The sequence below is a fragment of the Microvirga sp. P5_D2 genome (genome assembly GCF_054049475.1).
On the sequence record NZ_JBFUMH010000066.1, the window covers coordinates 1 to 26,651 of the forward strand.

26 protein-coding genes are annotated in these 26,651 nt (G+C 63.2%); 13 read left to right on the plus strand and 13 right to left on the minus strand.

The window, feature by feature from the left end; genetic code table 11:
* The first annotated feature begins 110 nt into the window (after positions 1–110).
* Positions 111–941: an IS5 family transposase gene (locus ACXJKO_RS17105; RefSeq protein WP_457092292.1), complete on the plus strand. Its 831-nt coding sequence runs from the start codon at positions 111–113 to the stop codon at positions 939–941.
* Complete coding sequence (locus ACXJKO_RS17110; protein ID WP_457092293.1) at positions 942–1,301, plus strand: hypothetical protein; 360 nt, start codon at positions 942–944, stop codon at positions 1,299–1,301.
* Here ACXJKO_RS17110 and ACXJKO_RS17115 read toward each other — a convergent pair.
* The 4 genes from ACXJKO_RS17115 to gltX form a co-directional block, all read right to left on the minus strand.
* Positions 1,286–1,507, minus strand: a complete 222-nt coding sequence (locus tag ACXJKO_RS17115) for a hypothetical protein (protein ID WP_457092294.1) — start codon at positions 1,505–1,507, stop codon at positions 1,286–1,288. The genes ACXJKO_RS17110 and ACXJKO_RS17115 overlap by 16 nt on opposite strands.
* 162 nt (positions 1,508–1,669) lie before the next feature.
* On the minus strand, positions 1,670–2,074 hold the full coding sequence (locus tag ACXJKO_RS17120) for a PaaI family thioesterase (protein ID WP_457092295.1): 405 nt from the start codon (positions 2,072–2,074) through the stop codon (positions 1,670–1,672).
* Between the two features lie 211 nt (positions 2,075–2,285).
* Positions 2,286–3,575: a citrate synthase gene (gltA, locus tag ACXJKO_RS17125; RefSeq protein ID WP_457092296.1), complete on the minus strand. Its 1,290-nt coding sequence runs from the start codon at positions 3,573–3,575 to the stop codon at positions 2,286–2,288.
* 173 nt (positions 3,576–3,748) lie between these two features.
* Positions 3,749–5,176, minus strand: coding sequence for a glutamate--tRNA ligase (gltX, locus tag ACXJKO_RS17130; protein ID WP_457092297.1), 1,428 nt, complete (start codon positions 5,174–5,176; stop codon positions 3,749–3,751).
* Between the two features lie 137 nt (positions 5,177–5,313).
* Between gltX and ACXJKO_RS17135 the strand changes: the two genes are divergently transcribed.
* Positions 5,314–7,599 (plus strand): ComEC/Rec2 family competence protein, encoded by a 2,286-nt coding sequence (locus tag ACXJKO_RS17135; RefSeq protein WP_457092298.1) that lies wholly within the window; start codon positions 5,314–5,316, stop codon positions 7,597–7,599.
* Here ACXJKO_RS17135 and lexA read toward each other — a convergent pair.
* The 8 genes from lexA to ACXJKO_RS17175 all read right to left on the minus strand — a co-directional run bounded on the left by lexA (position 7,577) and on the right by ACXJKO_RS17175 (position 16,113).
* Positions 7,577–8,281: a transcriptional repressor LexA gene (gene lexA, locus ACXJKO_RS17140; protein ID WP_457092299.1), complete on the minus strand. Its 705-nt coding sequence runs from the start codon at positions 8,279–8,281 to the stop codon at positions 7,577–7,579. The two genes, ACXJKO_RS17135 and lexA, sit on opposite strands and share 23 nt — an antisense overlap.
* Positions 8,282–8,464: 183 nt before the next feature.
* A complete protein-coding gene (locus ACXJKO_RS17145; RefSeq protein WP_457092300.1) occupies positions 8,465–9,721 on the minus strand; it encodes a molybdopterin molybdotransferase MoeA in 1,257 nt (418 codons plus the stop codon).
* Complete coding sequence (gene moaC / locus ACXJKO_RS17150; RefSeq protein ID WP_457092301.1) at positions 9,718–10,194, minus strand: cyclic pyranopterin monophosphate synthase MoaC; 477 nt, start codon at positions 10,192–10,194, stop codon at positions 9,718–9,720. Before moaC ends, ACXJKO_RS17145 begins: the two co-directional genes overlap by 4 nt.
* Positions 10,191–10,991, minus strand: coding sequence for an indole-3-glycerol phosphate synthase TrpC (gene trpC, locus ACXJKO_RS17155; RefSeq protein WP_457092302.1), 801 nt, complete (start codon positions 10,989–10,991; stop codon positions 10,191–10,193). The genes moaC and trpC overlap by 4 nt, the downstream gene beginning before the upstream one ends.
* Before the next feature lie 14 nt (positions 10,992–11,005).
* Positions 11,006–12,031: an anthranilate phosphoribosyltransferase gene (gene trpD, locus ACXJKO_RS17160; protein ID WP_457092303.1), complete on the minus strand. Its 1,026-nt coding sequence runs from the start codon at positions 12,029–12,031 to the stop codon at positions 11,006–11,008.
* Positions 12,032–12,035: 4 nt separating this feature from the next.
* Positions 12,036–12,656 carry an anthranilate synthase component II gene (locus tag ACXJKO_RS17165; protein ID WP_457092304.1) on the minus strand — a complete coding sequence of 207 codons (621 nt, stop codon included), beginning with the start codon at positions 12,654–12,656 and terminating at the stop codon, positions 12,036–12,038.
* Between the two features lie 46 nt (positions 12,657–12,702).
* Entirely contained in the window at positions 12,703–14,223 is a 1,521-nt protein-coding gene (gene trpE, locus ACXJKO_RS17170; protein ID WP_457092305.1) for an anthranilate synthase component I, read from the minus strand.
* 3 nt (positions 14,224–14,226) lie between these two features.
* Positions 14,227–16,113 carry a SurA N-terminal domain-containing protein gene (locus ACXJKO_RS17175; RefSeq protein WP_457092306.1) on the minus strand — a complete coding sequence of 629 codons (1,887 nt, stop codon included), beginning with the start codon at positions 16,111–16,113 and terminating at the stop codon, positions 14,227–14,229.
* Between the two features lie 147 nt (positions 16,114–16,260).
* Between ACXJKO_RS17175 and tpiA the strand changes: the two genes are divergently transcribed.
* The 7 genes from tpiA to ACXJKO_RS17210 all read left to right on the plus strand — a co-directional run bounded on the left by tpiA (position 16,261) and on the right by ACXJKO_RS17210 (position 23,290).
* Entirely contained in the window at positions 16,261–17,028 is a 768-nt protein-coding gene (gene tpiA, locus ACXJKO_RS17180; RefSeq protein WP_457092307.1) for a triose-phosphate isomerase, read from the plus strand.
* Between the two features lie 182 nt (positions 17,029–17,210).
* Positions 17,211–17,642 carry a preprotein translocase subunit SecG gene (gene secG, locus ACXJKO_RS17185; protein ID WP_457092308.1) on the plus strand — a complete coding sequence of 144 codons (432 nt, stop codon included), beginning with the start codon at positions 17,211–17,213 and terminating at the stop codon, positions 17,640–17,642.
* Positions 17,643–17,750: 108 nt separating this feature from the next.
* Complete coding sequence (locus ACXJKO_RS17190) at positions 17,751–19,379, plus strand: CTP synthase (protein ID WP_457092309.1); 1,629 nt, start codon at positions 17,751–17,753, stop codon at positions 19,377–19,379.
* A 299-nt stretch (positions 19,380–19,678) separates the two neighbouring features.
* Positions 19,679–20,548 (plus strand): VOC family protein, encoded by an 870-nt coding sequence (locus ACXJKO_RS17195; protein ID WP_457092310.1) that lies wholly within the window; start codon positions 19,679–19,681, stop codon positions 20,546–20,548.
* Positions 20,549–20,593: 45 nt separating this feature from the next.
* Positions 20,594–20,995: a DUF350 domain-containing protein gene (locus ACXJKO_RS17200; RefSeq protein ID WP_457092311.1), complete on the plus strand. Its 402-nt coding sequence runs from the start codon at positions 20,594–20,596 to the stop codon at positions 20,993–20,995.
* Positions 20,996–21,156: 161 nt separating this feature from the next.
* Entirely contained in the window at positions 21,157–22,005 is an 849-nt protein-coding gene (gene kdsA / locus ACXJKO_RS17205; RefSeq protein ID WP_457092312.1) for a 3-deoxy-8-phosphooctulonate synthase, read from the plus strand.
* 115 nt (positions 22,006–22,120) lie between these two features.
* Complete coding sequence (locus tag ACXJKO_RS17210; protein ID WP_457092313.1) at positions 22,121–23,290, plus strand: MFS transporter; 1,170 nt, start codon at positions 22,121–22,123, stop codon at positions 23,288–23,290.
* On the opposite strand, the gene queF is transcribed toward ACXJKO_RS17210, so the two are convergent.
* Complete coding sequence (queF, locus tag ACXJKO_RS17215; RefSeq protein ID WP_457092314.1) at positions 23,275–23,724, minus strand: preQ(1) synthase; 450 nt, start codon at positions 23,722–23,724, stop codon at positions 23,275–23,277. The genes ACXJKO_RS17210 and queF overlap by 16 nt on opposite strands.
* A 144-nt stretch (positions 23,725–23,868) precedes the next feature.
* On the opposite strand from queF, the gene eno reads away from it, so the two are divergent.
* The 3 genes from eno to pdhA form a co-directional block, all read left to right on the plus strand.
* Positions 23,869–25,152, plus strand: coding sequence for a phosphopyruvate hydratase (gene eno / locus ACXJKO_RS17220; RefSeq protein WP_457092315.1), 1,284 nt, complete (start codon positions 23,869–23,871; stop codon positions 25,150–25,152).
* 160 nt (positions 25,153–25,312) lie between these two features.
* Positions 25,313–25,627 (plus strand): FtsB family cell division protein, encoded by a 315-nt coding sequence (locus ACXJKO_RS17225; protein ID WP_457092316.1) that lies wholly within the window; start codon positions 25,313–25,315, stop codon positions 25,625–25,627.
* Between the two features lie 172 nt (positions 25,628–25,799).
* Positions 25,800–26,651, plus strand: an 852-nt coding sequence (gene pdhA / locus ACXJKO_RS17230; RefSeq protein WP_457092317.1) for a pyruvate dehydrogenase (acetyl-transferring) E1 component subunit alpha, incomplete at its 3' end; no start/stop codon positions are given.

Consider the following 26,651-nt stretch of genomic DNA (forward strand, 5'->3'; position numbering starts at 1 on the left):
AGAGGCTGGTGAGCAATTTTATTGCTCGGGGCAAGCCGTTGATTCAGAATAGGTTCTACGCTGGGCCGCTGAAGCGGATGCGGGCTGTTTGATGATCCAGGAGCCCCACCATGGATGTCTGTTCCTACGCCAGCGATCTTACTGATGCCGAATGGGCGTTGCTCGCGCCCCTTGTCCCCCGCAGCCATCCAGCCGGGCGGCGGCAGACCTACCCGTTGCGGCGCATCGTCGATGCGATCTTCTACCTGCTGCGCACCGGAGTCCAATGGCGGCTGCTGCCGCACGAGTATCCTCCGCGGTGCACCGTCTTTTACCACTACGCCCAGTGGCGTGAGGATGGCACCTGGGAGCACGTGAATCAGGCTCTGCGGGAGAGCTACCGCCGTGCGATCGGCCGGTCTCCTCAACCGAGTGCGGCGATCATCGACAGCCAATCGGTCAAGACCACCGAGATGGGTGGGCCGCGTGGGTACGACGGCGGCAAGAAGATCAAGGGCCGCAAGCGCCATCTTCTGGTTGATACGCAAGGCAATCTGCTGAAGAACAGCGTGCAGCCCGCCGACCTCCACGATCGCGCCGGAGCCGAACTCCTGTTGGAGGGGCTGCAGCATCTCTTTCCAGCGATCGAGCTGATGTGGGCCGACACCGCTTATCGTGGGCTGAAAGACTGGCTCCAGAAGGCCCTGAGCTGGAGATTATCCATCCCGCAGCATTGGTGGAGCGGCGGAACCTGGATGCGGGCTGACGCAGAGCCGCCGACGCGCCCGAGCGGTTTCCAGGTGCTCGCGCGCAGGTGGGTTGTCGAGCGGACCATCGGTTGGCTCACCACCAACCGGCGGCTCGCCAAGGACTACGAACGCCTGATCGAGACCGGCGAGATGCTGCTCTATCTCGCCATGAGCCGCATCCTGCTGCGCCGCCTCACGCGAAAGGAAAGATAATTGCTCACCAGCCTCTACGGTGCGCCCGCACTCATCCTTGGGCTACCGGCCGCCTGCACCAGAGGTCTCGGGCTCGGCTTCCAAGCTGGCATCCAGACCAACGCTGAATTAACGTCACACTCGGATCACACACTCGGGGCAGGCCACTTTTTCCGGATCGCCTTCCGAGAGCTGCACGCCCACGAAGATCTGAGCGGCACGGGAATTGAAGTAGCGATAGTTGAACTCGGTGATGGAGCGGTTACCCAGCAGCTGGATAAACCGCCGGTAGCTGCCGAGCTGCGCCGGGATGGTGACTGCCAGCAGAGCCTTCCAGTGCTAGCCGATCTTGGCGAGATTCAGTTCTACTTAGTAACCTGAGTGACAAGATCTGCAAACTTGCCTGAGTGTTTCAGAGTGCGTTCAGCATCAGGGTCAAGATCGCTTATAGCCCACAGGAGTTGCGACATCTCATCAATTAACTCTTCAGCTTGACGCTGACTGATCCCAACATCAACAACACGAGTCATAAGACGCGCGATATCCTCGATATCCTGCGCGTTTGGGTTGTGGGACGTGCCCGACATATCCTGCTCCTCTCAACCTCAACCTCGGTCGGGGTTCTTTAGGTTCCCACCAGCCATTCTCGTGGAGCTGGGACAAGCAAGATGATGCCCTACCTCGCTAGAAGCTACATCTTGCTGCGTTGACGCGCACGCAAAGCCAAAAAACAACTCCTTACCAGCCTCTTAGGCTTTGATTGTCTTCCACACTCCACGAGCGGTAGCGACCACTTCGCTATCAGAGGTGATCGTGCCGTCCATAAAAATGAGACTGGCCGTTTGCCGCAGAATACGACACTCCATATCAATGGGTTTGCTGATCATTGCAGGACGAACGAAGTGCACATCGAGTTGAACTGTCGCTTGAGAACGCGATAGACCTTGCCTCGCTGTCATTCCAAGGGCGCGATCAGCAAAGGTCATCAACATGCCGCCGTGTATGAAGCCGTTGCGGTTCTTGTGTTTAGCTTCTCCTATGAACCGAAAGCGGCCAATTCCTTTGTCGAAAGGCTTATGGAAGATCGGACCGACAAAACCGACAAATCCGTCATCCTCGATCTCTATCCATTCCTCATCTCGATGATCGACCATTTTTCGAACTATGCCTTCAGCAAGATGTCTGCGTTCACGTCCATTGCATTCCTCCATTTCTCCAGTCGCTTCGGCACTTAACACTCAGCTACGGGTGACCGTCACCTCAGTGCAAGGAGTCTGCGGCGGAAGGCCATCGGCCTTGCCATCCCCGAAGGTGTAGCCCCACTGCGTCATCACTCGATAGTCCTGCTGAAGGATGGGGGCTTGATCATCCGCGGCGTGTCTCGACGATGTAGGGACGCTCCGGCGAGCCGGTGTAGAGCTGGCGCGGGCGGCCGATGCGCTGGGACGGGTCTTCGATCATCTCGCTCCACTGGGCGATCCAGCCGACCGTGCGGGCGAGCGCGAAGAGCACCGTGAACATGGAGGTGGGGAAGCCCATCGCCTTCAGGGTGATGCCCGAATAGAAGTCGATGTTCGGATAGAGCTTCTTCTCGACGAAATAATCGTCCTTCAGCGCGATCTGCTCGAGCTCCATGGCGACGTCGAGGAGCGGATCGTCCTTGATGCCGAGTTCGCTGAGCACTTCGTGCGTGGTCTTCTGCATGATGCGGGCACGCGGGTCGTAGTTCTTGTAGACCCGGTGRCCGAAGCCCATGAGGCGGAACGGATCGTTCTTGTCCTTCGCCTTGGCGATGTACATCGGAATCTTGTCGGGCGTACCGATCTCTTCCAGCATCTTGAGGGCGGCCTCATTGGCGCCGCCGTGGGCAGGGCCCCAGAGGCAGGCGATGCCGGCCGCGATGCAGGCGAAGGGGTTCGCGCCGGACGAACCGGCAAGGCGCACCGTCGAGGTCGAGGCGTTCTGCTCGTGATCGGCGTGGAGGATGAAGATCCGGTCCAGCGCACGCGAGAGCACCGGGTTCACCTTGTATTCTTCGGCCRGCACGGCGAAGCACATGCGCAGGAAGTTCGAGGTGTAGTCCAGGTCGTTCTGCGGATACACGAAGGGCTGGCCCACATGGTATTTGTAGGCCATGGCGGCGAGCGTCGGCATCTTCGCGATCATGCGCATGGAAGCGACCATGCGCTGATGCGGATCGGAGATGTCGGTGGAGTCGTGATAGAAGGCCGAGAGCGCGCCGACGCAGGCCACCATGATGGCCATGGGGTGCGCGTCGCGGCGGAAGCCGGTGAAGAACCGGTTCATCTGGTCATGCACCATGGTGTGGCGCGTGACGCGGTAGTCGAAATCGGCCTTCTGAGCGGCGGTCGGCAGCTCTCCGTAGAGCAGCAGATAGCAGGTCTCGAGGAAGTCGCCATGCTCGGCGAGCTGGTCGATGGGGTAGCCGCGATAGAGCAGAAYGCCCTCGTCACCGTCGATATAGGTAATCTTCGACTCGCAGGAGGCGGTCGAGGTGAAGCCGGGGTCGTAGGTGAACATCCCGGTCTGGCCGTACAGCTTCGAAATGTCGATGACGCTCGGGCCGATGGTGCCCTCTTTCACCGCCAGGTCCACGGCCTTGTTGTCGACTGAGAGTGTGGAGTTGGAACTCATGGGTCTTCGACCTTTCAGCAGGAGGCCGGGCATAACCTAGTGCAGCCGGGGTTACGGAGGAGGGGCCTCCGTTCAGGACTGCGGGACCGAGGTCAGCCGGTCGGGGGAGAATGGGGTTTTCCGTAGCTTATCCGTAGGGTCGCAGCAAGCACATCTAAAGGCTGGTGCGCGCGCTATGCAGCAGGCGCATCCTTCAGCTTATCCTGAAGCCGCAACAGGGTTTCATCCTTGCCCAGCACAGCCATGACATCGAAGAGGCCGGGGGAGGTGGCGCGGCCGGTCAGGGCCGCGCGAAGGGGCTGCGCAACCTGGCCGAGCTTTGCGCCGATTGCATCCGCGTGTTCGCGAATGACGGCCTCGACGCTTTGAGCCGACCAGTCCGAGACCGCCTGGAGCTTCTCGATGATTCCGGTAAGGCGTGATTGTCCGTCCGCAAGCAGGCTCGCCGCCTTCTCGTCCAGCTTCAGGGGACGTTGGGCATAGAGGTAATAGGCGCTGTCCAGAAGCTCCACGAGGTTCTTGGCACGCTCCTTCAGGCCCGGCATGGCGGCGATGAGCTTCTCCCGCATAGCCGGAGGGAACGTGTGGCCGAGGCCGCGCTCAGCGCCGATCTCCGGAAGGATGGTTTCGATGGCCTGCACAAGCTCCTCGTCACCCGTCTGGCGCATGTAGTGGCCGTTGAGGTTTTCGAGCTTGGCGAAGTCGAATCGCGCGGGGGAACGGCCGATGTTTTTCAGGTCGAAAGCATCGATCATCTCTTGCGTAGAGAAGATCTCCTGGTCGCCATGGCTCCAGCCGAGGCGCACGAGATAGTTGCGCAGGGCGAGGGGCAGGTAGCCCAGGCTGCGATAGGCCTCGACGCCGAGAGCGCCGTGACGCTTGGAGAGCTTGGCACCGTCCGATCCATGGATAAGCGGTACATGGGCCATCGTCGGCACATCCCAGCCCATGGCCTGATAGATCTGCGTCTGGCGGGCGGCATTGGTCAGATGATCGTCGCCGCGGATCACATGGGTGATGCCCATGTCGTGATCGTCCACCACGACGGCGAGCATGTAGGTTGGCGTGCCGTCCGAGCGCAGGAGAACGAGATCATCGAGATCCTTGTTCTGCCACACAACGCGGCCCTGCACCTCGTCCTCGACCACCGTCTCGCCCTCGGTCGGGGCCTTCAGGCGGATCACTGGCTTCACGTCCTTGGGGGCCTCGGAAGCGTCGCGGTCGCGCCAGCGGCCGTCATAGCGAGAGGGGCGGCCCTCCTTGCGGGCGGTCTCACGCATCTCCTCCAGCTCCTGCTGGGACGCATAGCAGTAATAGGCGCGGCCCTGGGCCAACAGGGTCTCCGCCACCTCCCGGTGACGGGCGGCCCGGGCGAACTGGTAGACCACGTCGCCGTCCCATTCGAGGCCAAGCCATTTCAGACCGTCGATAATGGCCTCGATGGCCGCGTCCGTGGAGCGTTCCCGGTCGGTATCCTCGATGCGCAGCAGCATCTTGCCGCCGTGCCGCTTGGCATAGAGCCAATTGAAAAGGGCCGTGCGGCCTCCGCCGATATGCAGGAAGCCGGTCGGCGAGGGGGCGAAGCGGGTGACGACACTCATCGCAGGAACCTTCATAAGATCTTGAAATCACGCGGCTTGGCGGCCAATCCGCGATGCCCACAGCTCATCCACAGGGTGATTTGGGCCGTTGAGTGCGGTCGTCTAGCATGCAACCGACCCCGCGTTAAGCCGAACCCATGACCGAAGACAACAAAGAGGCCTCCAACCGGACCCCGCGCGCGCAAGCGCGGGCGCTCGCGTTGCCGCGCCCGGTGGGTCTCGCCCCCGATTGGCGGTTCATGGACTGGCAGGGCTGGCTCTCGCGGCAGGTGGCGCGCGAGATCGAGCAGCGGCGGCTGTTTCCCTGGATCGCGGTGTGCTTCGGGCTCGGCATCCTTCTGTTCTTCCAGGCGGAAGGCCAGCCGGCCCTATGGGCACCGCTCGGCGCATTGGGGCTCTGTTGCGCGGGCGCGGTGCTGCTGCGGCACAACCTTGCGGCCCTTTGCGCCTTCGTGGCACTGGCCGCACTGTTTGCCGGTTTCTCGGCGGGCGTCATCCGCTCCCGCAGCGTCGCCGCGCCGGTGCTGACGAAGCTCACGATTGCTTCGGTGACGGGTTTCATCGAGGCGGTCGAGGACAGGGAGACAGGCAAGCGGATTCTCCTCAAGGTAACGAGTCTGCAGGGGGTGGCTGACAGCGAACGACCCGAACGAGTGCGCGTCACCATCCGCAAAGGGGATCATCTTTCCCCGGGACAATTCATTAGCGGCAATGCCCGCCTTCTGCCGCCGCCTCAGGCCGCTTGGCCCGGCGGCTACGACTTCGCGCGGGACGCGTATTACAAGGGCATCGGCGCGGTCGGCTCGTTCACGGGAGCGGTTCGGCTGCTCGATCCTCCCGCACTGCCGGATTGGAGATTGCGTCTCGCGGCATCTGTGGATGAAGCGCGCAACGCCCTAACCCAGCGCATCGCATCCGCCATCGGCGGGGCTGCGGGCGGTGTCGGCGCGGCTTTGGTCACCGGCAAGCGCGGGCTGATCGGTGAGCCGACGAACGAGGTGCTGCGCTCGGCCGGAATTTACCACATCGTTTCTATTTCCGGCCTTCACATGGTGCTCGCGGCCGGCACGTTTTTCTGGCTCGTGCGGTCGCTGCTGGCACTGGTGCCAGGGCTCGCGTTGCTCTGGCCGGTGAAGAAGATCGCCGCTGTTGCGGCCATGGCCGGCGGCACGGCTTATTGCATCTTCTCCGGCTCGGATGTGGCAACCGAGCGCTCGCTCATCATGACGCTCGTGATGTTCGGCGCGGTGCTGACGGATCGCCCGGCCTTGAGCATCCGCAATCTCTCCATCGCGGCCTTCATCGTGCTTGCTCGCGAGCCCGAGGCGCTGCTGGGCCCAAGCTTCCAGATGTCCTTCGGCGCGGTCGCTGCGATGATGGCGCTCGTTCCGCTGACGCATCGGCCGAAAGAAGACAGCGTACCCGCAACGCTGATCGAGAAAGTGATGGTCTGGGCCGGAAGGTCAGCCCTCGGTCTCGTGACCACGACGCTTGTCGCCAGCATCGCGACAGCGCCGTTCGCGGCCTACCATTTCCAGAGCCTCAATCCCTACGGCCTCATCGGCAATGCGCTCGCTCTGCCGCTGGTGTCCCTGGTGGTGATGCCGGCAGCGGTGCTCGGCGTGCTGGCTTATCCGTTCGGTCTCGATGGTCCCGTATGGCAGGTGATGGGACTGGCCGTGGCGAAGGTGCTGGAGGTCTCCGCCTGGGTCGGTGCCTTCAGCGGCTCGACCGTGATCGTGCCCGCATTGGGCATCGCCGCTTTGGCTTCTTTAAGCCTCGGACTGCTGGTGCTGACCATTCCGGCATCTGCCTTGCGGTGGTTGGCGCTCGTGCCCGCCGGTGTCGGCATCGCCTTCGCGGCATCGCCTGATCGTTACGACATCTATGTGGACCGCGAGGGCGCAGGCGCTGCCATTCGTAATGTGCGTGGAGAATTGACGCTCGTCGGAAAACCATCCGGCTTCGTCGCCGAGCAGTGGCTGCGCGCGGATGGCGATGCGCGAAACGCTGATGACGCGACGTTGAAGCAATCTGCGCGTTGCGACAGGCTAGGCTGTGTGGTGGAGACCAACGCGCATCGTGCCGTCGCGTTCGTGCAGGAGTTTTCGGCGTTCGAGGAGGATTGCCGACGCGCAGCGATCATCATCTCGAAGCTGCAAGCTCCGTCGTCATGCGACGCAGCTCTTGTCATAGACCGCACGTCCTTGAACGAGCGCGGAGCGATTGCGGTCCGGCTCGGGGCTGACGCCACCGAAATACGCTCGGTGAAGAAGGGGCGCGAGGCTCATATCTGGCCCGGTGCAAAAACCGCTGGAGCCGACGCTCAAAAAACAACTGCTCAGGAGCACCCACGTCCAGCGCGGCCTGTTCCTGAGCAGGATCTTCCTGAGGAAGAGATCAGTAGCGACGAACCAGGCTGACGAGCTTGCCCTGGATCTTGACCCGGTCGGGGCCGAGAACGCGGGTCTCATAGGCTTGGTTGGCGGCCTCCAGCGCGATGGACGAGCCACGACGGCGGAAGCGCTTGAGGGTCGCTTCCTCGTCGTCAATGAGCGCCACGATGATGTCGCCCGTATTGGCGTTGTCCTGCCTGCGGATCACCACGAGGTCGCCGTCGAGAATGCCGGCTTCCACCATCGAGTCGCCACGCACTTCGAGAGCAAAGTGATCGCCCTGGGCGAGGAAGTCGCCCGACAGGGTGATTGAATGACTGCGGGTCTGGATCGCGGAGATCGGCGTACCAGCGGCGATCCGGCCCATGACCGGGATCGACATTTCGCGGTCGCGCGGGTCGGGCGTTGCTTGCGCCGGGGCCTTGGTCTTACCGGCGAGACCGCCTTCGACCACGCTCGGCGTGAAGCGGCGCTGGCCGGCGACTGCTCCGACGGATTCGGGCAGGCGGATCACCTCGAGCGCGCGGGCGCGGTTGGGCAGGCGTCGGATGAAGCCGCGCTCCTCAAGCGCTGTGATGAGGCGGTGAATGCCGGATTTCGACTTGAGATCGAGCGCGTCCTTCATCTCGTCGAAGGACGGCGGAACCCCGGTTTCACGCAGCCGCTCATGGATGAAGCGGAGCAATTCGTGCTGCTTGCGCGTGAGCATGACAGACCCTTACTGCTCCCGAGAAGGAGCGATTCTGAAAACAAAGCAAGAACAGGGTAGTCGTTCTTGCTGTGTTCTGCAAGTGTACGCTTAAGCTGAACGGCAATTTTGTGATCAAGGACGAGTATAAGCCCCATTCAGCAGTGACGTCATTGGCGAATTTTCCGCTGGAAATGGCCGTTTTCAGCAGAATTTCGCCAGCCGGATAATCTGGCAAGGCTCTCCCGCTTGCGCCGCCGGAGCATGAGGGGGTCTAACGAGAAGAGCCTCCGAGCGCTCCAGAATGCTGAGCATGGACGAATCCTGGATCAGGTGTGGCGTGACCACGGGAAGCGGCATCCGCTCCGTCCTCTGCGTCAGGGCAATCTCGAATTCTTGCGAAGCTAGGGAAGCGCGCATGTAATCCTGCCTTGGGCCGTTGGCGGGTAGGTCCGCACCGAGAATAGCGGTCTCGGTCGGGTCTTGATCCGGCATGGCATCGACCAAGAGCGCGCGAATCGCAGGGATCAGGAATAGGACGGCGCAGACGAGAGAGGAGACCGGATTGCCGGGAAGGGCTAGCAACAGCATGTCTCCAAGTTTTCCATGCATCAGTGGCTTGCCGGGCCTCAGGGCCACACGCCAGAAGCCGAGTTCCATGCCCTGGCGCTGAAGGGCCTTTTGCACGAGGTCGTGTTCACCGACGGAAGCGCCGCCAAGCGTCACGAGGATATCCGCTTTCGCATCGCGCGCGGCCTGAATGCGCTCCTCCAGGGATTCGAGCGTATCGCGGGCGATGCCGAGATCGACGGCTTCGGCGCCTGCCTTCTCCACCATCAAGGCGGTCGCGGGCAGGCTCGATGCGGTGATCTGGTCGGGGCCTGCGGGCTCGCCTGCGCGCACCAGCTCGTCACCGGTGGCGAGAATGGCTACGCGGGGCTTACGCCGCACGGGCAGTCTTCCATGGCCCATGGCGGCCGCAAGGGCGATATGGCGAGAGTCGAGACGGAGGCCGGCCTGAAGGAGCACATCGCCTGCCGCGAAATCGAGGCCGGCTTTTCGAATATGCTGGCCGTGGCGCAGGCGTTCCTTGACGATCACCTGATCGCCCGTTCGCTCGGTATCCTCCTGAATGACAATCGTATCGGCACCGTTCGGCAAGGGCGCGCCAGTGAAGATGCGCACGGCCTGCTGCGGCCCGATATTGCCGGAAAATCGCTGCCCTGCCGCGCTCGTGCCGATCACCTGAAACGTTGCGGGCACATGTTCCGTATCGACGCTGCGAAGCGCATAGCCATCCATGGCGGACGCCGGGAAGGGCGGTTGATCGCGAAGGGCGCTTACGTCCTCGGCCAATGCGCGGCCTGCGCAAGCGGCGAGGGGCACATGCTCGATCTCTACCGGCTTGTCGACGCTTGCCAGCACACGGCGCAAGGCATCTTCGACCGGGATCAAGTTCATGGCGCCTCGTACAATCCTGAACGGCCGCCGCTCTTCAGGCGAAGCCTCACGTTCTCGATGCGCATGCCTTTGTCGGCGGCCTTCACCATGTCGTAGATCGTCAGACATGCGATGGACACGGCGGTGAGCGCTTCCATCTCGACGCCGGTCTGGCCCGACACTTTGACCTCCGCCGTCACGCGCACGCCGGGCAGCGTGTCGTCGAGGGCGCAATCCACCTTCACCTTAGAAATCAGGAGCGGATGGCAGAGCGGGATCAGCTCATGCGTGCGTTTGGAAGCCATGATGCCAGCAAGCCGCGCAGTGCCGAGCACGTCCCCTTTTTTGGCATCGCCCTGGCGGATCAGGGCCACCGTTTCCGGCAGCATCACCACGCATCCTTCGGCAATCGCTGTGCGGCTGGTGACGCTCTTTTCCGAGACGTCGACCATGTTGGCCTCACCCTTCGCGTCGAGATGCGTGAGAATCGTCATGCGGCCTCGCCGAAGAGAAGCTTGCGCGTGGCGCTCGCCACATCCGCCTGCCGCATCAGGCTCTCGCCCACGAGGAAGGTGCGGATGTTGACCTTGGTCAGGCGCTCGATGTCTTCAACCGTGAAGATGCCGCTCTCGCCAACGATGATGCGGTCCGCAGGAATGAGCGGCGCCAGCTCCTCGCTGACCGACAGCGACACTTCGAAGGTCCGAAGGTTGCGGTTGTTGATGCCAATCAGCTTCGTGCCGAGCGGAATCGCGCGCTCCAGCTCGGCGCGGTCATGCACTTCGACCAGCACATCCATGCCGAGATCATGCGCCGTGTCGATCAGCGCGCGGGCTTCATCGTCCGTGACGCTCGCCATGATGACGAGGATGCAGTCGGCACCCCAGGCGCGCGCCTCATAAACCTGATACGGCTCGAACAGGAAATCCTTGCGCAAAGCCGGCAGGCCGGAGGCATCGCGCGCCTGCGCAAGATATTCGGGCTTGCCCTGGAAGGATGGCTCGTCTGTCAGAACCGACAGGCAGGTTGCACCGCCATCGGCATAGGCTTTCGCGAGGCTCGGCGGATCGAAATCGGCACGGATCAGGCCCTTCGACGGGCTTGCCTTCTTCACCTCGGCGATCAGCGCGGGGCGGCCTTCCGACAAGTGCTGCTCAATGGCTTTCGCGAAACCGCGCGCAGGCGCTGCAGCGCGCGCGCGGCGCTCCATCTCGGCGGGCGGGATGGCGGCTTTCGCGGCCTCGATCTCCTTGCGCTTGTAGGCTTCGATCCGGCTGAGAACATCGCTCATGGTGGCGCTCTCCGTCAGAGGCTTGCGCAGGTGTTCGACACCTGGATGAGACGGTCGAGCATCGCCTTCGAGGCGCCGCTGTCGAGCGCCTGCGTTGCGCGTTCCAGACCGTCGCGAAGATTGGCGGCTTCATCCGCGATCACGAGGGCGGCCGCTGCATTGAGCAGAGACACGTCGCGATAGGCGGTGCGGGCTCCGTCGAGAACCGCGCGCAGCTGCTTCGCATTGTGCTCCGGGTCGCCGCCCTTCAGGTCTTCGAGCTTGGAGACGGGCAGGCCGACTTCCTCCGGCGTCACGGTGAAGCGGCGGATCGTGCCGTTCTCAAGCGCGGAGACGAAGGTCGGTCCCGTCGTTGTCATTTCGTCGAGACCGTCGGAACCGTGGACGACCCACAGCTTCTTGGAGCCGAGTTCCTTCAGAACCAGAGTCAACGGATCGAGCCAAGCCTCGGAAAACACGCCGAGAAGCTGACGCTTGACGCCGGCAGGATTCGAAAGCGGGCCGAGGAGATTGAAAATCGTGCGCGTGCCGAGTTCCACGCGCACCGGCGCCACATGGCGCATGGCGGCGTGATGCGTCTGGGCGAACATGAAGCACAGGCCCGCATCCTTCAGGCAGCTTTCCAGGCCCTCGGGCGTGAGGCCGAGCTTTACGCCGAGGGCGGCGAGCACGTCCGCCGTGCCGGATTTCGAGGATGCCGCGCGATTGCCGTGTTTCGCTACCGGCACGCCGCAGGAGGCGACGATGATCGAAGCGAGCGTCGAGATATTGTAGCTGCCGGAATGATCGCCGCCGGTGCCGACGATATCGACGGCGTTGTCCGGGGCGGTGACCGTCAGCATGCGGCCTCGCATGGCGGCGACCGCGCCGATGATCTCCTCAAGCGCCTCACCGCGTACCCTGAGCGCCATCAGGAACGCGCCGCCCTGGGCGTGCGTCACCTCACCTGAGAGCAGGTCGTCGAAGGCCGCGCGCGCTTCGTCCCGGCTGAGCGAAGCGCCGGTGGCGACCTTGGCGAGGTAGGACTTGAAGGATTCCATTGTCTCAGTGTCCTGATGGAGCGGCGTTTGCCGAGCGCTTGGCGTTCCAGTCGGCGGCCAGCTCGAAGAAGTTCTTCATGATCGTCACCCCGTGTTCCGACAGGATGCTCTCGGGATGGAACTGCACCCCGTGGATCGGCAGCGCGCGGTGGGACAGGCCCATCACGAGGCCATCGGCGGTTTCCGCCGTCACGAGGAGGTCATTCGGGCAGGTTTCCCGGTCGACGATCAGCGAATGATAGCGGGTGGCCTTGAAGGGGCCGTTGATGCCGCGAAACACGGCCTGACCCTGATGCTCGACTTCCGAGACCTTGCCGTGCATCGGCAGAGGAGCGCGGGAGACGGTGCCGCCGAAAGCCTGTCCGATGGTCTGGAGGCCGAGGCAGACGCCGAAGGTGGGGATCTCGGGCGACGCGCGCTTTACCAGATCGAGGCAGATGCCGGCCTCGTTCGGAGAGCATGGGCCAGGTGAGAGCACGATGGCGTCGGGCTTGGACGACAAAACCTCATCGGTGGTGATCGCGTCGTTGCGAACCACATCCACTGAGGTAGCTAACGGGCCGAGCAGATGCACCAGATTCCAGGTGAAACTGTCGTAATTGTCGATCACGAGCACACGGGTCATAGCGCACCGACGTTCGCGCAAGGGATGGGCAGGGTCAAGAGACGCATCATTGGCCGATCCTCGCCTGGCTCGCGAACCGCACGGCCTCTTCGGCCGCCCGGAACAGGGCCTTGGACTTGTTGATGCATTCCTGCTGCTCGGAGGCCGGATCGGAATCGTAGACGATGCCCGCGCCCGCCTGGACGGCCATGCGCCCGTCCTTCACCAAGGCTGTGCGCAGCACGATACAGGTATCCATCTCGCCGTTCGCGCCGAAATAGCCGATGCAGCCCGCGTAAGGCCCGCGCTTGTCCCTTTCTAGCTCGTCGATGATCTGCATCGCCCGAACCTTGGGCGCGCCTGAGACGGTGCCTGCCGGGAAGCCCGCGACCAAGGCATCGAGCGCGTCGAAGCTTGGGTCGAGCCTGCCTTCCACGTTCGAGACGATGTGCATCACCTGGCTGTAATATTCGAGGAAGAAGGAATCCGTGACCTGCACGGAGCCCATTTCCGCCACGCGGCCCACATCGTTGCGCCCGAGATCGAGCAGCATGAGGTGCTCCGCGCGCTCCTTCTGGTCGGCGAGCAGGCTCTCCGCATGGGCGCGGTCCTCGGCGGCGGTGGCGCCGCGCGGGCGCGTTCCGGCGATGGGACGGATCGTGACCTTGCCGTCGCGCATCCGCACCAGAATCTCCGGCGAGGAGCAGACGATCTGGAAATCCTCGAAGTCGAGATAGCAAAGAAACGGCGCGGGATTGACCCGGCGGAGCGAACGGTAGAGCGCGAAGGCGGGCAGGGGAAACGCGGATTCGAAACGCTGCGAGAGCACCACCTGGAAAATATCGCCTGCGCGGATGTATTCCTTCGCCTTGGCGACCATCTCGGTAAACTCTTCCGGCGTGGTGTTCGACACCGGCGGTTCGAAATCGATCTTGGTCGGGTCGCTGCGATCCTCGATGGGCAGCGGACGCTCCAGCGCGCCGGTCACCTCGTCGAGGCGGGCGAGCGCTGTTTCATAGGCGGCTTTGGCGGAAACGCCGGCCTGTGGACGCACCGGCGTGATGAGCGAGATTTCGTCCTTCACCGCATCGAACACCACCATGACGGTGGGGCGGATGAGGATGGCATCCGGCACCTTCAGCACGTCGGTATTCGGCTCGGGCAGACGCTCCATCTGCCGCACCATGTCGTAGCCCAGATAGCCGAAGAGACCCGCCGCCATGGGCGGAAGATCATCGGACAGGGGCAGGGCGCTTTCCTTGATCTGCGCGCGCAGGCTCTCCAGCGGCGCAAGCCCTTCCGTCTTGAACAGCCCCTCGCGCGTGAGCGCGTTGCGGTCGATGGACGCCACGCCGTCCTGGCAGCGCCAGACGAGATCGGGATCGAGGCCGATCATCGAGAAACGGCCTCGCGTTGCTCCGCCCTCCACCGATTCCAGCAGGAAGGCCGAGCCCTTCCGCTGATGCCGCAGCTTGATGAAGGAAGCTACCGGAGTGAGGAGATCGCCGACGAGGGTGGCGCGTAGAACGCCCGCCTCGCCAGCGTCGTAGGCCTGCGCAAAAGTCTCGAAGTCGGGCGCGATGCTCATGGCTTAGAGTTCGCCGCCCGTCGCCTGACGCACGGCCTGCTGGTGGATGACGACGCCCAGATCCTGGCGGGCCTGGGTGATGTACTCGCCGATCAGGTCGTCGCCCATGCCGTTGCGCAGTTGGTTGTCGATGCTCTGCGCTTCCTGCGTGGTGGTATTCATGGGCGGCACTGTCGCGCCTGTCACTTTGAACACGGCACGGCTGTCGGCGGCGCTCGGCGCGTTTCCGGCCTTGCCGACCGGTGTCGCGAAGATGCGGTTTACGGCCTCCGCCGAGAGATCGTCCTTCGCCGCGTTGYGGGCGAGATCGGCGACATTCTTCGCCTGCGCGTTCACCGACTGGGCAACGGCCTCGATGGCCTCACCCTTATCGAGACGCTCGGTCAGTTCGCGCGCCTTCTCGGACAGGCGCTGGGCGATCTGGTCCTCGCGCCATTGGGCGGCAACCTGATCGCGTACCTCGTCGAGGGTCTTCTCGCGGGAAGGCTCGATACCGGTCACGTCGTACCAGGTATAGCCGCCATCACCCGCGCGCAGGGCTTCGTTGTCGACGCCGATATCGGACGCGAAGGCAGCCTTCACGACGGCATCCTTGTTGGCGAGACTGACCGGGGCGCCGGCCTTGTCGAGGCCGCTCGCATCGACGGCGGGAAGCTGCACGAGGGTCAGGTTCTTTTCCTTGGCGATGTCGGCAAGGGGCTTCGCGCCCGCGCGCAGATCCTCGATCTCGTCGTGGATCTTCTCGATCTCACCCTTCGCACGCTCCTTCGCGACTTCCTGGCGAATCTCGGCGGCCAATTCCTCGAAGGGACGCACGGCCTCGGGCTGGATCTGTGTGACGCGGATCACCACCGGTCCGAAACGACCCACGACCGGTGCGCTCACGCCGTTGAGTTCGAGGGCGAAGGCTGCCTCGGCCACGGCTGCGTCGAGCATCTCAGCCTTGGCGAAGGTGCCGAGTTCGAGGCCGGAGGCTGCAACGCCGCGCTCGGCCGCGACGGATTCGAAACTCGCGCCTTCCTTGATCTTGGCGGCGGCGGCTTCCGCGTCCGGCAGGGCTGTGAAGGGAATCTGCTGGATGGTGCGGCGCTCGGGCTGGCCGTAGCGGGCCTTCTGCTGCTCATAGCGCTGGCGGGCATCGGCGTCGGAGACCGTATCAGGCTTAGCGATGGCGCCCGCGTCGAGAACCAGCACGGAGACCGCGCGGTATTCGGGGGCGCGGTAGGTGCCCTTGCGCTCGTTGTAGAAGCTCGTGAGCTGCTCCGGTGTGGCGGCGGGGATGTCCCCGGCGAGAGCGGAGTTCAGAACGAGATAGGATGCATTGCGCCGCTCGCTCACGTAGCGGTGCATGGCCTCGCGGGCCGCAGCCGGCACGGTCACGTCGCCGGCGAGTCCTTGAGCGAGGTGCAGGCGGGCCATGGACTGGCGCTGCTCCTGCACGAAACCGGCCTCGGACAGGCCGGCATTGCGCAGGGCCTGATCGAAGAGAGCGCGGTTGAACTGTCCGTCCGAGCCGCGGAAGGCCGGGTTGTCCATAATGGAGCGGGCCACCAACTGATCCGAGACGGAAAGGCCGAGCTTGCGGGCCTGCTCGGCCATCACGGCCTCGGTCACGAGGTTGTTGACCACCTGCTGGTCGAGGCCGATGGAGCGGGCCTGCTCGGGGCTGATCACCGTGCCGAACCGGCGGGTGAGCTGCTGGAGCTGGTTGGTATAGGCGGCGCGGACCTGATCGATGGTGATCTTGGTATCGCCGACCTCGGCCACCGTCGAGGCGGGTGTGGCGCGGAAGATGTCGCCGATGCCCCAGATCGCGAAGCTGACGATCAAAGCGCCGAAAAAGATGGTGGCGATGGATTTGCCGACCAGGGTCTGCCCAGCCTTGCGCATGTTCCGAAGCATCGTGAACCCGTCTTTCGAGAAACTGTTAAACAGGGCGATAGCCCATCAAAGGCCCGGGGAAAAGGGCAAGTCAGGTTGAAAGAGGCATCAAGCCTCTGCTACTGCCAAGTTATCAAGCGTGACGGGAGTGAGAAAATGAGCGTCGATAGGCCGCGCCCGCTGGTGGCGGGAAACTGGAAAATGAACGGTTTGAAGTCGTCCGCCAGGGTGCTGGACGAGGTTCATGCCGGTTACACGCCGGGCCTGAAAGCCAAGGTGGACCTGGCCGTTTGCCCGCCGGCCACCCTGATCGGCGCCCTCGCCAATAGCGCCGTCGGCTCCCGCATCGCCATCGGCGGCCAGGATTGCCACGCCAAGGAATCGGGCGCCTACACGGGCGACATTTCCGCCGAGATGCTGGCCGATGCAGGCGCCACCTACGTTCTCGTCGGCCATTCCGAGCGCCGCCAGTACCACCGGGAAAAGGACGCCGATGTATGCGCCAAGGCGGTCGCCGCCCACCGGACAGGCCTTACGGCTATCGTATGCGTAGGCGAAACCCGCGAGGAGCGGGAATCGGGCAAAACCCTCGCCGTGGTGCGCAAGCAGCTGCGCGGCTCGATCCCGGTCGATTCGAACAGCGGCAACCTCGTGGTTGCTTATGAGCCAGTCTGGGCCATCGGCACGGGCCTGACCCCGACCGTGGCCGATGTCGCCGAGGTTCACGCCGCCATCCGCGAGGAACTGAAGCGCCTCGTGGGCAAGGCCGACCACGCCAAGGTTCGCATTCTCTATGGTGGCTCGGTGAAGCCTTCCAACGCTGCCGAGCTGATGGCGGTGGACAACGTGAACGGTGCCCTGGTCGGAGGCGCAAGTCTCGTGGCCGCCGATTTCCTAGCAATCGCCGGGGCTTATTTGGGTTAAAGTACGCATCCGTTGTCATTCCAGGCACCCAGACGAGCCCGGAACGAGAGGGGAGCGCTTCAACAACAAAAGCGCCCTTGCGGGTCTTTGATCCTGCGCCCACCTATGCTACAGCCCGCCCCAACGAACGAATTGCGAGCGGCTGACGCCTTCATGGCGCGGCCGCTTGAGGCTTTGGATCAATGCAAACAGTTCTCATCATAGTTCACCTGATCATCGTGCTTGCCCTGATCGGGGTGGTCCTTCTGCAGCGCTCCGAGGGCGGCGGCATGGGCCTTGGAGGCAGCGGCGGTGGCGGCGTTTCCGGTTTCATGACCGGACGCGGGCAAGCCAATGCGCTGACCCGCACGACGGCGATTCTCGCCGGCCTGTTCTTCCTGACGAGCATCGCGCTGGCCGTCGTCGCGACGACCGGACGCGCTCCGCGCTCGATTCTCGATGGTGCCGCTCCGGCAGCTCCCGCAGGGCAGGCTCCAGTGGCCCCGCAGGGCGGCAGCGTGCTCGAGCAGCTGCAGCGTCTTCAGGGCGATCAGCCGGCGGCTCCGGCCACACCGGCTCCCGGCGTTCCTGCTCCTGGCGCTCCTGCGCCGGCGCCCGCAGCGCCTCAGCAATAAGCTCAGCAGCAGGGCCGGACCTTCCGGCCCTCTTCTTTTGTGGATGGTTTCGGAGTTGCACGATTCGCGCATTGCGAATCGGCGCTCCTTATTAATGGATAGGGGTCCATGACGCGGTACGTATTTATCACCGGCGGCGTGGTGTCTTCGCTCGGCAAGGGTCTGGCTTCGGCCGCCTTGGGAGCGCTTCTCCAGGCTCGCGGCTACAAGGTCAGGCTTCGCAAGCTCGACCCATATCTCAACGTCGATCCGGGGACGATGAGCCCCTATCAGCACGGCGAGGTCTTCGTGACCGACGACGGTGCCGAGACCGACCTGGATCTGGGCCATTACGAGCGCTTCACGGGTGTTCCGGCCACCAAGGCCGACAACATCACCACGGGCCGGATCTATCTCGACATCATCACCAAGGAGCGGCGTGGCGACTATCTCGGTGCCACGATCCAGGTGATTCCGCATGTCACGAACGCCATCAAGGACTTCGTGCTCACCGGCAACGAGGGCTTCGACTTCGTTCTGGTCGAGATCGGCGGCACGGTCGGCGATATCGAAGGCCTTCCCTTCTTCGAGGCGATCCGCCAGCTCGGCAACGACCTGCCGCGCGGTCAGGCGATCTATGTCCACCTGACGCTGCTGCCGTTCATTCCCTCCGCCGGCGAGCTGAAGACCAAGCCSACSCAGCACTCRGTGRMRGARCTKCGCTCCATCGGYATCCAGCCYGACATCCTGCTCTGTCGCACGGATCGCGAGATCCCGAAGGACGAGCGCCGCAAGCTCGCCCTGTTCTGCAACGTGCGCGAGACGGCGGTCATCGAGGCGCGCGACGCGCGTTCGATCTACGACGTGCCGCTGGCCTATCACGAGGCTGGGCTCGACAGCGAGGTTCTCGCGGCCTTCGGCCTCGATACGGCGAAGACGCCGGATCTGAGTCGCTGGACGGGCATCTCCGAGCGGGTTCACAACCCCGAGGGCGAGGTCAATATCGCCGTTGTCGGCAAGTATACCGGCCTGAAGGACGCCTATAAGTCGCTTATCGAAGCGCTCCACCATGGCGGCATCGCCAACCAGGTAAAGGTGAACCTCGAGTGGATCGAGAGCGAGGTCTTCGAGCACGAGGATCCGGCCCCGTTCCTCGAGGGCATCCACGGCATCATGGTGCCGGGCGGCTTTGGCCAGCGTGGCGCAGAGGGCAAGATCCGCGCGGCCCGCTTCGCCCGCGAGCGCAAGGTACCGTATTTCGGCATCTGCTTCGGCATGCAGATGGCCGTGATCGAAGCGGCCCGTTCTCTCGCCGGCATCGAGAAAGCAAGCTCCACCGAGTTCGGTCCGACCTCGGAGCCCGTCGTCGGCCTTATGACCGAGTGGCTGCGCGGCAACGAGCTCGAGAAGCGCGCCACTGGCGGCGATCTCGGCGGCACCATGCGCCTCGGCGCTTATCAGGCTTCCCTGAAGCCGGGTAGCAAGGTCGCCGAAATTTATGGCGGCACGGAAATCTCCGAGCGCCACCGCCACCGCTACGAGGTCAACATGACCTACCGCGACAAGCTCGAACAGACGGGCCTGCGCTTCTCGGGCGTATCGCCGGACGGCGTTCTGCCGGAGATCGTGGAATACGAGAACCATCCCTGGTTCATCGGCGTACAGTACCATCCTGAGCTGAAATCGCGCCCCTTCGAGCCGCACCCGCTCTTCAAGAGCTTCATCAACGCGGCGGTCGTGCAGAGCCGGCTGGTTTAAAAGCATTTTCCTTCGTTATGGCCGGGCTCGTCCCGGCCATTTCTTTTTGGGCGATCCCCAACACACGCCAGCCTCATCCTGAAGAGCAGCCATAGGCTGTGTCTAGAAGGAGGGTCCAGAGAGCACGGGATACGCCCTCGTCCTTCGAGACGGTCGCTTGAGCGACCTCCTCAGGATGAGGGTATGGGTGTGTAAACGAACATGGCAGACACAATCCCGACCATAACGAGGTGCGAATCCACCTTGGACAAGCCACGCTCCGTGCCTAAGTCTATGGTCTCGCCATAGGAAAGAGCTTGATGTCCCGCCGGATCGACCACCTCGTCATTGCTGTCCGTGATCTCGACAAGGCCGCCGAGTTCTATCAGCGCCTCGGGTTCCAGGTGGGCGCGCGCAACAAGCATTCCTGGGGCACGGAAAACAGGCTGGTGCAATTCCCCGGCACTTTCCTGGAACTGATCACGATTGGCGAGGGAGCCAAGATCCCGCCTCATGGGCAGGGAACGTTCAGCTTCGGCGCTTTCGTGCACGATTACCTTCTCGAACGCGAAGGCTTGGCCATGGTCGTGCTGGACAGCCAGGACGCCAAGTCGGACGCGGCTTCCTTCTCGCAACAGGGCATCGGCGCATTCCAGCCGTTCTTCTTCGAGCGGACGGGCAGGAAGCCCGATGGCAGCGAAACCAAAGTGGCCTTTACGCTGGCTTTCGCATCGCTGGAGACAGCCCCCAAGGCAGGGTTCTTCGTGTGCCAGCAGCATTTCCCCGAGAACTTCTGGAATCCCGCCTTCCAGAAGCACGACAACCACGCGACGAATCTTTCGAGCGTTGCGCTCACGGCTCCCGACCCGGATCGCCTGCGCAAATTCGTGTCGGCCTTCACGGGTGTAGAGCCCTTCCGACCGGCGGGCCATGATCTCTCGTATCGTCTGTCCGGCGCTCATCTCGATGTCATGACGCCTGACGATGCGGGCGAGCTCTATGTGTCCGTCGAGGCGGAACTCGACGAGCCGTCCTTCGTCGGATTCGCGGTGCGGATCGAGGATATTCAACGGCAGGCGGTAAGGCTCGATGCGGCCGAGATTCCCTATCAACATGTGGGCAGCCGGCTCGTGGTGCCTGCGAGCGCGGCCTTCGGCGTCGCCATCGCCTTCGAGCCAACGCAAAATTAACCATGAGCCTCTAACGATCTAAGAAAGTAATCGTAGGGGCTGATCGTGACTTCTTCTCTGGCGGGCTTGCTCGACTTCGTAATTTTCTTCGTCATCGCCATCGCACTGGTGGCTTTGTATCTCGGTCTTTACACGTTGGCGACGATGCACAACGAGTTCGCGCTGATCCGCCAGAACGTGATCTCGGCCGCGACAGCGCTGGGCTTCAGCCTCGTGGGCTTCGCGCTGCCTCTGGCCAGCGCCATCGTCCATGCCCAGACCATTCTCGACCTGCTGGTCTGGGGTCTGGTCGCCCTGGCGGTGCAGATCGTCGTCTACTGGCTCGTGCGCATCCTGATGCCGAATCTCTCCCAGCGCATCGCCTCCGGCGAGATGGCGGCCTCCTTGTTCCTGGGCGCGGCCTCGCTCTCGGCGGGCATCATCAACGCGGCGTCGATGACGTTCTAATCTTCCTGTCATCCCCGGCGAGCCGCAGGCGAGGGAAGGGGATCCATCGCGCAACGCGTGTGGGTGGCTTCCCTTCCCCTCCGCTACGCTTCGGCCGGGAATGACACTGGGGGCGACATCACCACTTCCCGTTTCCCCTGAAACGGAGTAGGTGACGGCGCATGACCGATACGAAACAACACCCTGCCGTCGTCGAGGCTGGCTCCGTCCGCTTCGGCAATCATCTGCCGCTCAGCATCATTGCTGGGCCCTGCGCCATGGAAAGCCGCGATCACGCGCTGGAAATGGCCTCGGCGCTCAAGGAGATCACCGGCAAGCTCGGCCTCGGGCTGGTGTACAAGTCCTCCTTCGACAAGGCCAACCGCACCTCGATCAACAGCGCCCGAGGGATCGGCCTCGACAAGGCGCTTAGCGTTTTCGCCGACGTGAAGGAAAAGTTCGGCCTGCCCGTCATCACGGACGTGCATGAGAACGACCAATGTGCCCTCGTGGGCGAGGTGGTCGATATCCTCCAGATTCCTGCCTATCTCTGCCGCCAGACCGATCTTCTCATCGCCGCCGCCAAGACCGGCCGGGTGGTGAATGTGAAGAAGGGCCAATTCCTGGCTCCCTGGGACATGGCGAACGTCGCCGAGAAGGTGCGGGCTTCGGGCAACCCCAAGGTCATGCTCACCGAGCGTGGCGCGTCGTTCGGCTACAACACCCTTGTTTCCGACATGCGCAGTCTGCCGATCATGGCCGAGACAGGCGCTCCCGTGATCTTCGACGCCACACATTCCGTGCAGCAGCCCGGCGGCAAGGGCGCGACCTCCGGCGGCCAGCGTGAATATGTGCCGGTTCTCGCCCGCGCGGCCGTGGCCGTGGGCGTCGCCGGCGTCTTCATCGAGACTCACCAGGACCCGGACAAGGCCCCCTCGGACGGGCCCAACATGGTGCCGCTGAAGGAGCTGGAGGGGCTGCTCGCTCAGTTGAAGGCCTTCGATGCTCTGGCCAAGGGCAGGGTGGGCTGACGCAACGCTCATGAATTCGGGATGGGGCAGGTGTGCATTACTGCCTCTCCCCTTACGACAAGGCCGTGATATGGAGTGAGAAGGCTCCATTCGCGGCCTTCTTCGTCAGAGCGTCATGTCCTCGCGCAATCTCATCCTGATCCTTGCCGTCAGCGGCTTTGCCAGCACCTTTTCCGCTCGTGCGGTCGAGCCCATGGTCGGGGTGATCGCGAGGGACCTGCATTCCACGCCGCAGACCATTGCCCTTCTAGCCGCCGCCTTCGCGCTGCCTTACGCCTTCATCCAGCCGATCTTGGGGCCCATCGGCGATGCGCTTGGCAAGGAGCGGGTGATGAAGGTGGCGCTGTCGCTTCTCTTCCTGGCGCTCGCGGGTTCGTTCTTCGCGCCCAATGCGGAAATGCTCTTCGGCCTGCGCATCATCGCAGGCGCTGCGGCCGGTGGCGCCGTGCCGCTCTCCATCGCGCTCATCGGCGACCGGGTGCCGATGGCACAGCGGCAGGTGGCGCTCAGCCGCTATCTTGTGGCCGTCATCGTCGGCCAGCTCGCCGGTTCGTCGCTCGCGGGGCTTCTAGCGGAATGGATCGGCTGGCGCGGGGTATTCGGCCTCTCCACCATCATGATGGCTTGCGCGCTAACCGCGACGGTGATCGGGTTTCGTGGCGCACTTCCGGGTGGCAGGTTCGATCCGCGTGCGGCGATCCTGCGCTATCGCGACATCCTCTCCAATCCGCGCGCGCTGTTTCTCTTCGGCTCCGTCTTCGTGGAATCGACGGCGATCTTCAGCGTCTTTCCCTATATCGCGCCGCTGCTCGAAGAACGCGGTGGCGGCGGGGCGAAGGAAGCGGGCTTCGCCATCGGAGGGTTTGCCATCGGCGGCCTCATTTATTCCATTCTCGTGAGCTGGATGCTCCGACGCCTCGGCATCAGCCGCATTCTCGTTGGCGGAGGATTCTTCGCCGCGATAGCCCTGCTGATCCTGGGATCGGCGGGAGACTGGAAGCTCGATTTCGCGGCCCTCCTGATCATGGGCCTCGGCTTCTACATGATGCACAACACATTTCAGGTCCAGGTGACGGAAGTAGCACCAGGAGCGCGCGCCTCGGCTGTCGCGCTCCACGCCTTCTCATTCTTCTGCGGTCAGGCGCTCGGCGTGGTCCTCATGGGGTTCGGCCTCACCCATATCGGGCTGACGGCCACGACCATGATTGCCGCCGCCGTCATCCTCGTGGTCGGCCTGAACGCCTCATTCGTGCTGAGGCGCCCGCCGCCTCAACGGGCGCGGTAAGGCGCGACTCCTTGGTCGGGCAGCCAGAGGTTCTTCGGCAATTCGCCGGTCTGCCAGAACACGTCGATGGGAATTCCGCCGCGCGGGTACCAATAACCGCCGATGCGAAGGTAGCGTGGCTCAAGCAACTCGACCAGTCGCTTGCCGATGGCCACCGTGCAATCCTCATGGAATGCGCCGTGGTTTCGGAAGCTGTGCATGTAGAGCTTTAGCGACTTCRATTCCACGAGCCACGGTCCCGGTATGTAATCGATCACGATGATCGCGAAATCGGGCTGGCCGGTCACGGGGCAGAGCGAGGTAAATTCCGGTACTGTGAAGCGGGCGAGGTAGTCCGTATCCGGGTGCGGGTTCGGCACCCGGTCGAGCTGCGCTTCCTCGGGCGTCTGGGGCAGGGCGCTTGCCTGACCGAGCTGGAGATGAGTTTCCGTCATGATATTTCACCTTGGATCGATGCTTTATCGTCTGCTCTCGTCCTTGCTCGCTTCATGATTTCGGTCAATAAGCCATTTCATGCCGTGAGGCCGCACCCGTAGCACGGGATGCATCGGTCGCTTTCAGTCTTCAGGAGCCCGTTCATGACCGCGATTATCGACGTATACGCCCGCCAGATCCTCGACAGCCGAGGCAACCCCACCGTCGAGGTGGATGTGACCTTGGAAGACGGCTCCATGGGCCGCGCGGCCGTCCCCTCCGGCGCCTCCACCGGCGCGCATGAGGCGGTCGAGCTGCGCGACGGCGACAAGTCGGTCTATCTCGGCAAGGGTGTGCTGAAGGCCATCGATGCCGTGAACAACGAGATCCTCGATGCCATCGGCGGCATGGACGCAGAAGAGCAGGTCGCCATCGACGAGACCATGATCGAGCTCGACGGCACCCCGAACAAGGCGCGTCTCGGCGCCAACGCCATTCTCGGCGTGTCGCTTGCCGTCGCCAAGGCCGCGGCCGAAGCCTCGACCCTGCCGCTCTACCGCTATGTGGGCGGCACGCAGGCCCGCGTCCTGCCGGTCCCGATGATGAACATCATCAATGGCGGCGCACATGCGGACAACCCCATCGATTTCCAGGAATTCATGATCATGCCGGTCGGCGCGCCGACCCTGTCGGAAGCCGTGCGCATGGGCGCCGAAGTATTCCACACCCTGAAGAAGGCCCTGAAGGACGCCGGTCACAACACCAATGTAGGCGACGAGGGCGGCTTCGCACCGAACCTGCCCTCCGCCGAGGCTGCCCTCGACTTCATCATGAAGTCCATCGAGCAGGCCGGCTACAAGCCCGGCAAGGACCTGGTGATCGGCCTCGATTGCGCCGCCACCGAGTTCTTCAAGAACGGCGCTTACGTCTATGAAGGCACGGGCCAGAAGCTCTCGCCGCAGCAGCAGGCCGAGTATCTCGCAAAGCTCGTTTCGGCCTACCCGATTGCCACCATCGAGGACGGCATGTCCGAGGACGATTGGGAGGGTTGGAAGGCCGTGACCGATCTCGTCGGCGGCAAGTGCCAGCTCGTGGGCGACGACCTGTTCGTCACCAACGTGGAGCGCCTCTCGCAGGGCATCAAGAAGGGCGTCGCCAACTCGCTCCTCGTGAAAGTGAACCAGATCGGCTCGCTGACAGAGACGCTGGCCGCCGTCGATATGGCCCACCGCGCCGGCTACACCACCGTGATGTCCCACCGCTCGGGCGAGACAGAAGACTCCACGATCGCCGATCTCGCGGTCGCCACGAATTGCGGTCAGATCAAAACCGGCTCGCTCGCCCGCTCCGACCGGACGGCCAAGTACAACCAGCTCATCCGCATTGAGGAAGAGCTCGGCGCCCAGGCCATCTATGCCGGCCGCGCGGCTCTGAAGGCACTGGCGTAAGATAACTACATTTCAGTTAAGGGAAGGGCTGCCGAAAGGCGGCCCTTTTCTTTTTGCTCTATCCGCTTGTCATTCCGGGGCCCGCGCAGCGAAGCCTGGAATGACAAAGGGTGGCGACCTCCTAACCCCTTTTTAACCATGCAGGGTGTACACATGCCCCATGGTGATCCGCAGACGATTGAGACGATTCCTGATTCCGCTGATGCTCTACAGCGTCTCTGCGGCCGTGGTCGGTTATTTCGTTCATCATGCCCATAGCGGCGCGCGGGGTATCGAGGCCCAGCAGAAATATGAAGCGCAAGTGGCTGAACTGACTCAGGAACTCGACGCACTGAAGACCGAGCGCACGGATTGGGAGCGTCGCATTTCCTTGCTCCGCAGTGACCAGATCGACCGCGATCTGCTCGAAGAGCGGGCGCGGGTCATGTTGGGACGTGTGCACCGCAACGATCTGGTCATCATCACCGGGCCTTAACCGGAATAGTCCGAAAGAACCGCTTAACTGAATTTCTGTTAACTCGAAATAATAACGCAGATTCAGAGCGTTGCGCGATTCATTGTGCAGCGCAAAAGATTATTTGGCCCCCTCGCTTTCCGATTCCGACTGCGCTAAAACTTTCGTCGAGGAAACCCTTCGGAGGAACCCGATGGCTGTTGCTGCCCGCAAGGCGGGTCGTGCCGGTTCTGGCACGGCTAACAAGTCCACTTCCAGCAAAGGCTCCGCGCGCGGAGCTGCGTTCAATTCTCCCCAATTCGATAAAGATCAGGATCTTTCAGCCTACGGTGACATGCTGCTGATCCGGCGCTTCGAGGAGAAGTCCGGCCAGATGTACGGCATGGGCTTGATCGGTGGTTTTTGCCACCTCTATATCGGCCAGGAAGCTGTCGTCGTCGGCATGCAGATGGCGACGAAGGACGGCGACCAGGTGATCACGGGTTATCGCGATCACGGTCACATGCTTGCCTGCGGCATGGACGCGAAAGGCGTCATGGCCGAGTTGACGGGACGCCGCGGCGGCCTGTCGAAGGGCAAGGGCGGCTCCATGCACATGTTCTCCAAGGAGAAGCATTTCTATGGCGGCCACGGCATCGTGGGCGCGCAGGTGTCGCTCGGTACCGGCATCGCCTTCGCGAACCATTATCGCGAGAACGGCAATGTCTGCCTGACATATTTCGGTGACGGCGCTGCCAACCAGGGCCAGGTCTACGAGAGCTTCAACATGGCGCAGCTGTGGAAGCTGCCCGTGGTCTACGTGATCGAGAACAACCGCTACGCCATGGGCACGGCTGTCAGCCGCGCTTCCGCGCAGACCGATTTCTCGAAGCGCGGCGTGTCCTTCGGCATTCCGGGCGAGCAGGTGGACGGCATGGATGTCCGCGCGGTTTACGCCGCCGGCCAGCGCGCCGTCGAGCACGCCCGCTCCGGTAAGGGCCCCTACATCCTCGAGATGCAGACCTACCGCTATCGCGGCCACTCCATGTCCGACCCGGCGAAGTAC

What these genes read in the sequence shown, in the direction of transcription:
- ACXJKO_RS17105 (WP_457092292.1), top strand. Translation starts at nt 111, where the DNA reads ATGGATGTCTGTTCCTACGCCAGCGATCTTACTGATGCCGAATGGGCG.
- ACXJKO_RS17115 (WP_457092294.1), bottom strand. Translation starts at nt 1,507, where the DNA reads ATGTCGGGCACGTCCCACAACCCAAACGCGCAGGATATCGAGGATATC.
- ACXJKO_RS17120 (WP_457092295.1), bottom strand. Translation starts at nt 2,074, where the DNA reads ATGGTCGATCATCGAGATGAGGAATGGATAGAGATCGAGGATGACGGA.
- gltX (WP_457092297.1), bottom strand. Translation starts at nt 5,176, where the DNA reads ATGAGTGTCGTCACCCGCTTCGCCCCCTCGCCGACCGGCTTCCTGCAT.
- ACXJKO_RS17135 (WP_457092298.1), top strand. Translation starts at nt 5,314, where the DNA reads ATGACCGAAGACAACAAAGAGGCCTCCAACCGGACCCCGCGCGCGCAA.
- lexA (WP_457092299.1), bottom strand. Translation starts at nt 8,281, where the DNA reads ATGCTCACGCGCAAGCAGCACGAATTGCTCCGCTTCATCCATGAGCGG.
- ACXJKO_RS17145 (WP_457092300.1), bottom strand. Translation starts at nt 9,721, where the DNA reads ATGAACTTGATCCCGGTCGAAGATGCCTTGCGCCGTGTGCTGGCAAGC.
- moaC (WP_457092301.1), bottom strand. Translation starts at nt 10,194, where the DNA reads ATGACGATTCTCACGCATCTCGACGCGAAGGGTGAGGCCAACATGGTC.
- trpC (WP_457092302.1), bottom strand. Translation starts at nt 10,991, where the DNA reads ATGAGCGATGTTCTCAGCCGGATCGAAGCCTACAAGCGCAAGGAGATC.
- trpD (WP_457092303.1), bottom strand. Translation starts at nt 12,031, where the DNA reads ATGGAATCCTTCAAGTCCTACCTCGCCAAGGTCGCCACCGGCGCTTCG.
- ACXJKO_RS17165 (WP_457092304.1), bottom strand. Translation starts at nt 12,656, where the DNA reads ATGACCCGTGTGCTCGTGATCGACAATTACGACAGTTTCACCTGGAAT.
- trpE (WP_457092305.1), bottom strand. Translation starts at nt 14,223, where the DNA reads ATGAGCATCGCGCCCGACTTCGAGACTTTTGCGCAGGCCTACGACGCT.
- tpiA (WP_457092307.1), top strand. Translation starts at nt 16,261, where the DNA reads ATGAGCGTCGATAGGCCGCGCCCGCTGGTGGCGGGAAACTGGAAAATG.
- secG (WP_457092308.1), top strand. Translation starts at nt 17,211, where the DNA reads ATGCAAACAGTTCTCATCATAGTTCACCTGATCATCGTGCTTGCCCTG.
- ACXJKO_RS17195 (WP_457092310.1), top strand. Translation starts at nt 19,679, where the DNA reads ATGTCCCGCCGGATCGACCACCTCGTCATTGCTGTCCGTGATCTCGAC.
- kdsA (WP_457092312.1), top strand. Translation starts at nt 21,157, where the DNA reads ATGACCGATACGAAACAACACCCTGCCGTCGTCGAGGCTGGCTCCGTC.
- ACXJKO_RS17210 (WP_457092313.1), top strand. Translation starts at nt 22,121, where the DNA reads ATGTCCTCGCGCAATCTCATCCTGATCCTTGCCGTCAGCGGCTTTGCC.
- eno (WP_457092315.1), top strand. Translation starts at nt 23,869, where the DNA reads ATGACCGCGATTATCGACGTATACGCCCGCCAGATCCTCGACAGCCGA.
- ACXJKO_RS17225 (WP_457092316.1), top strand. Translation starts at nt 25,313, where the DNA reads ATGGTGATCCGCAGACGATTGAGACGATTCCTGATTCCGCTGATGCTC.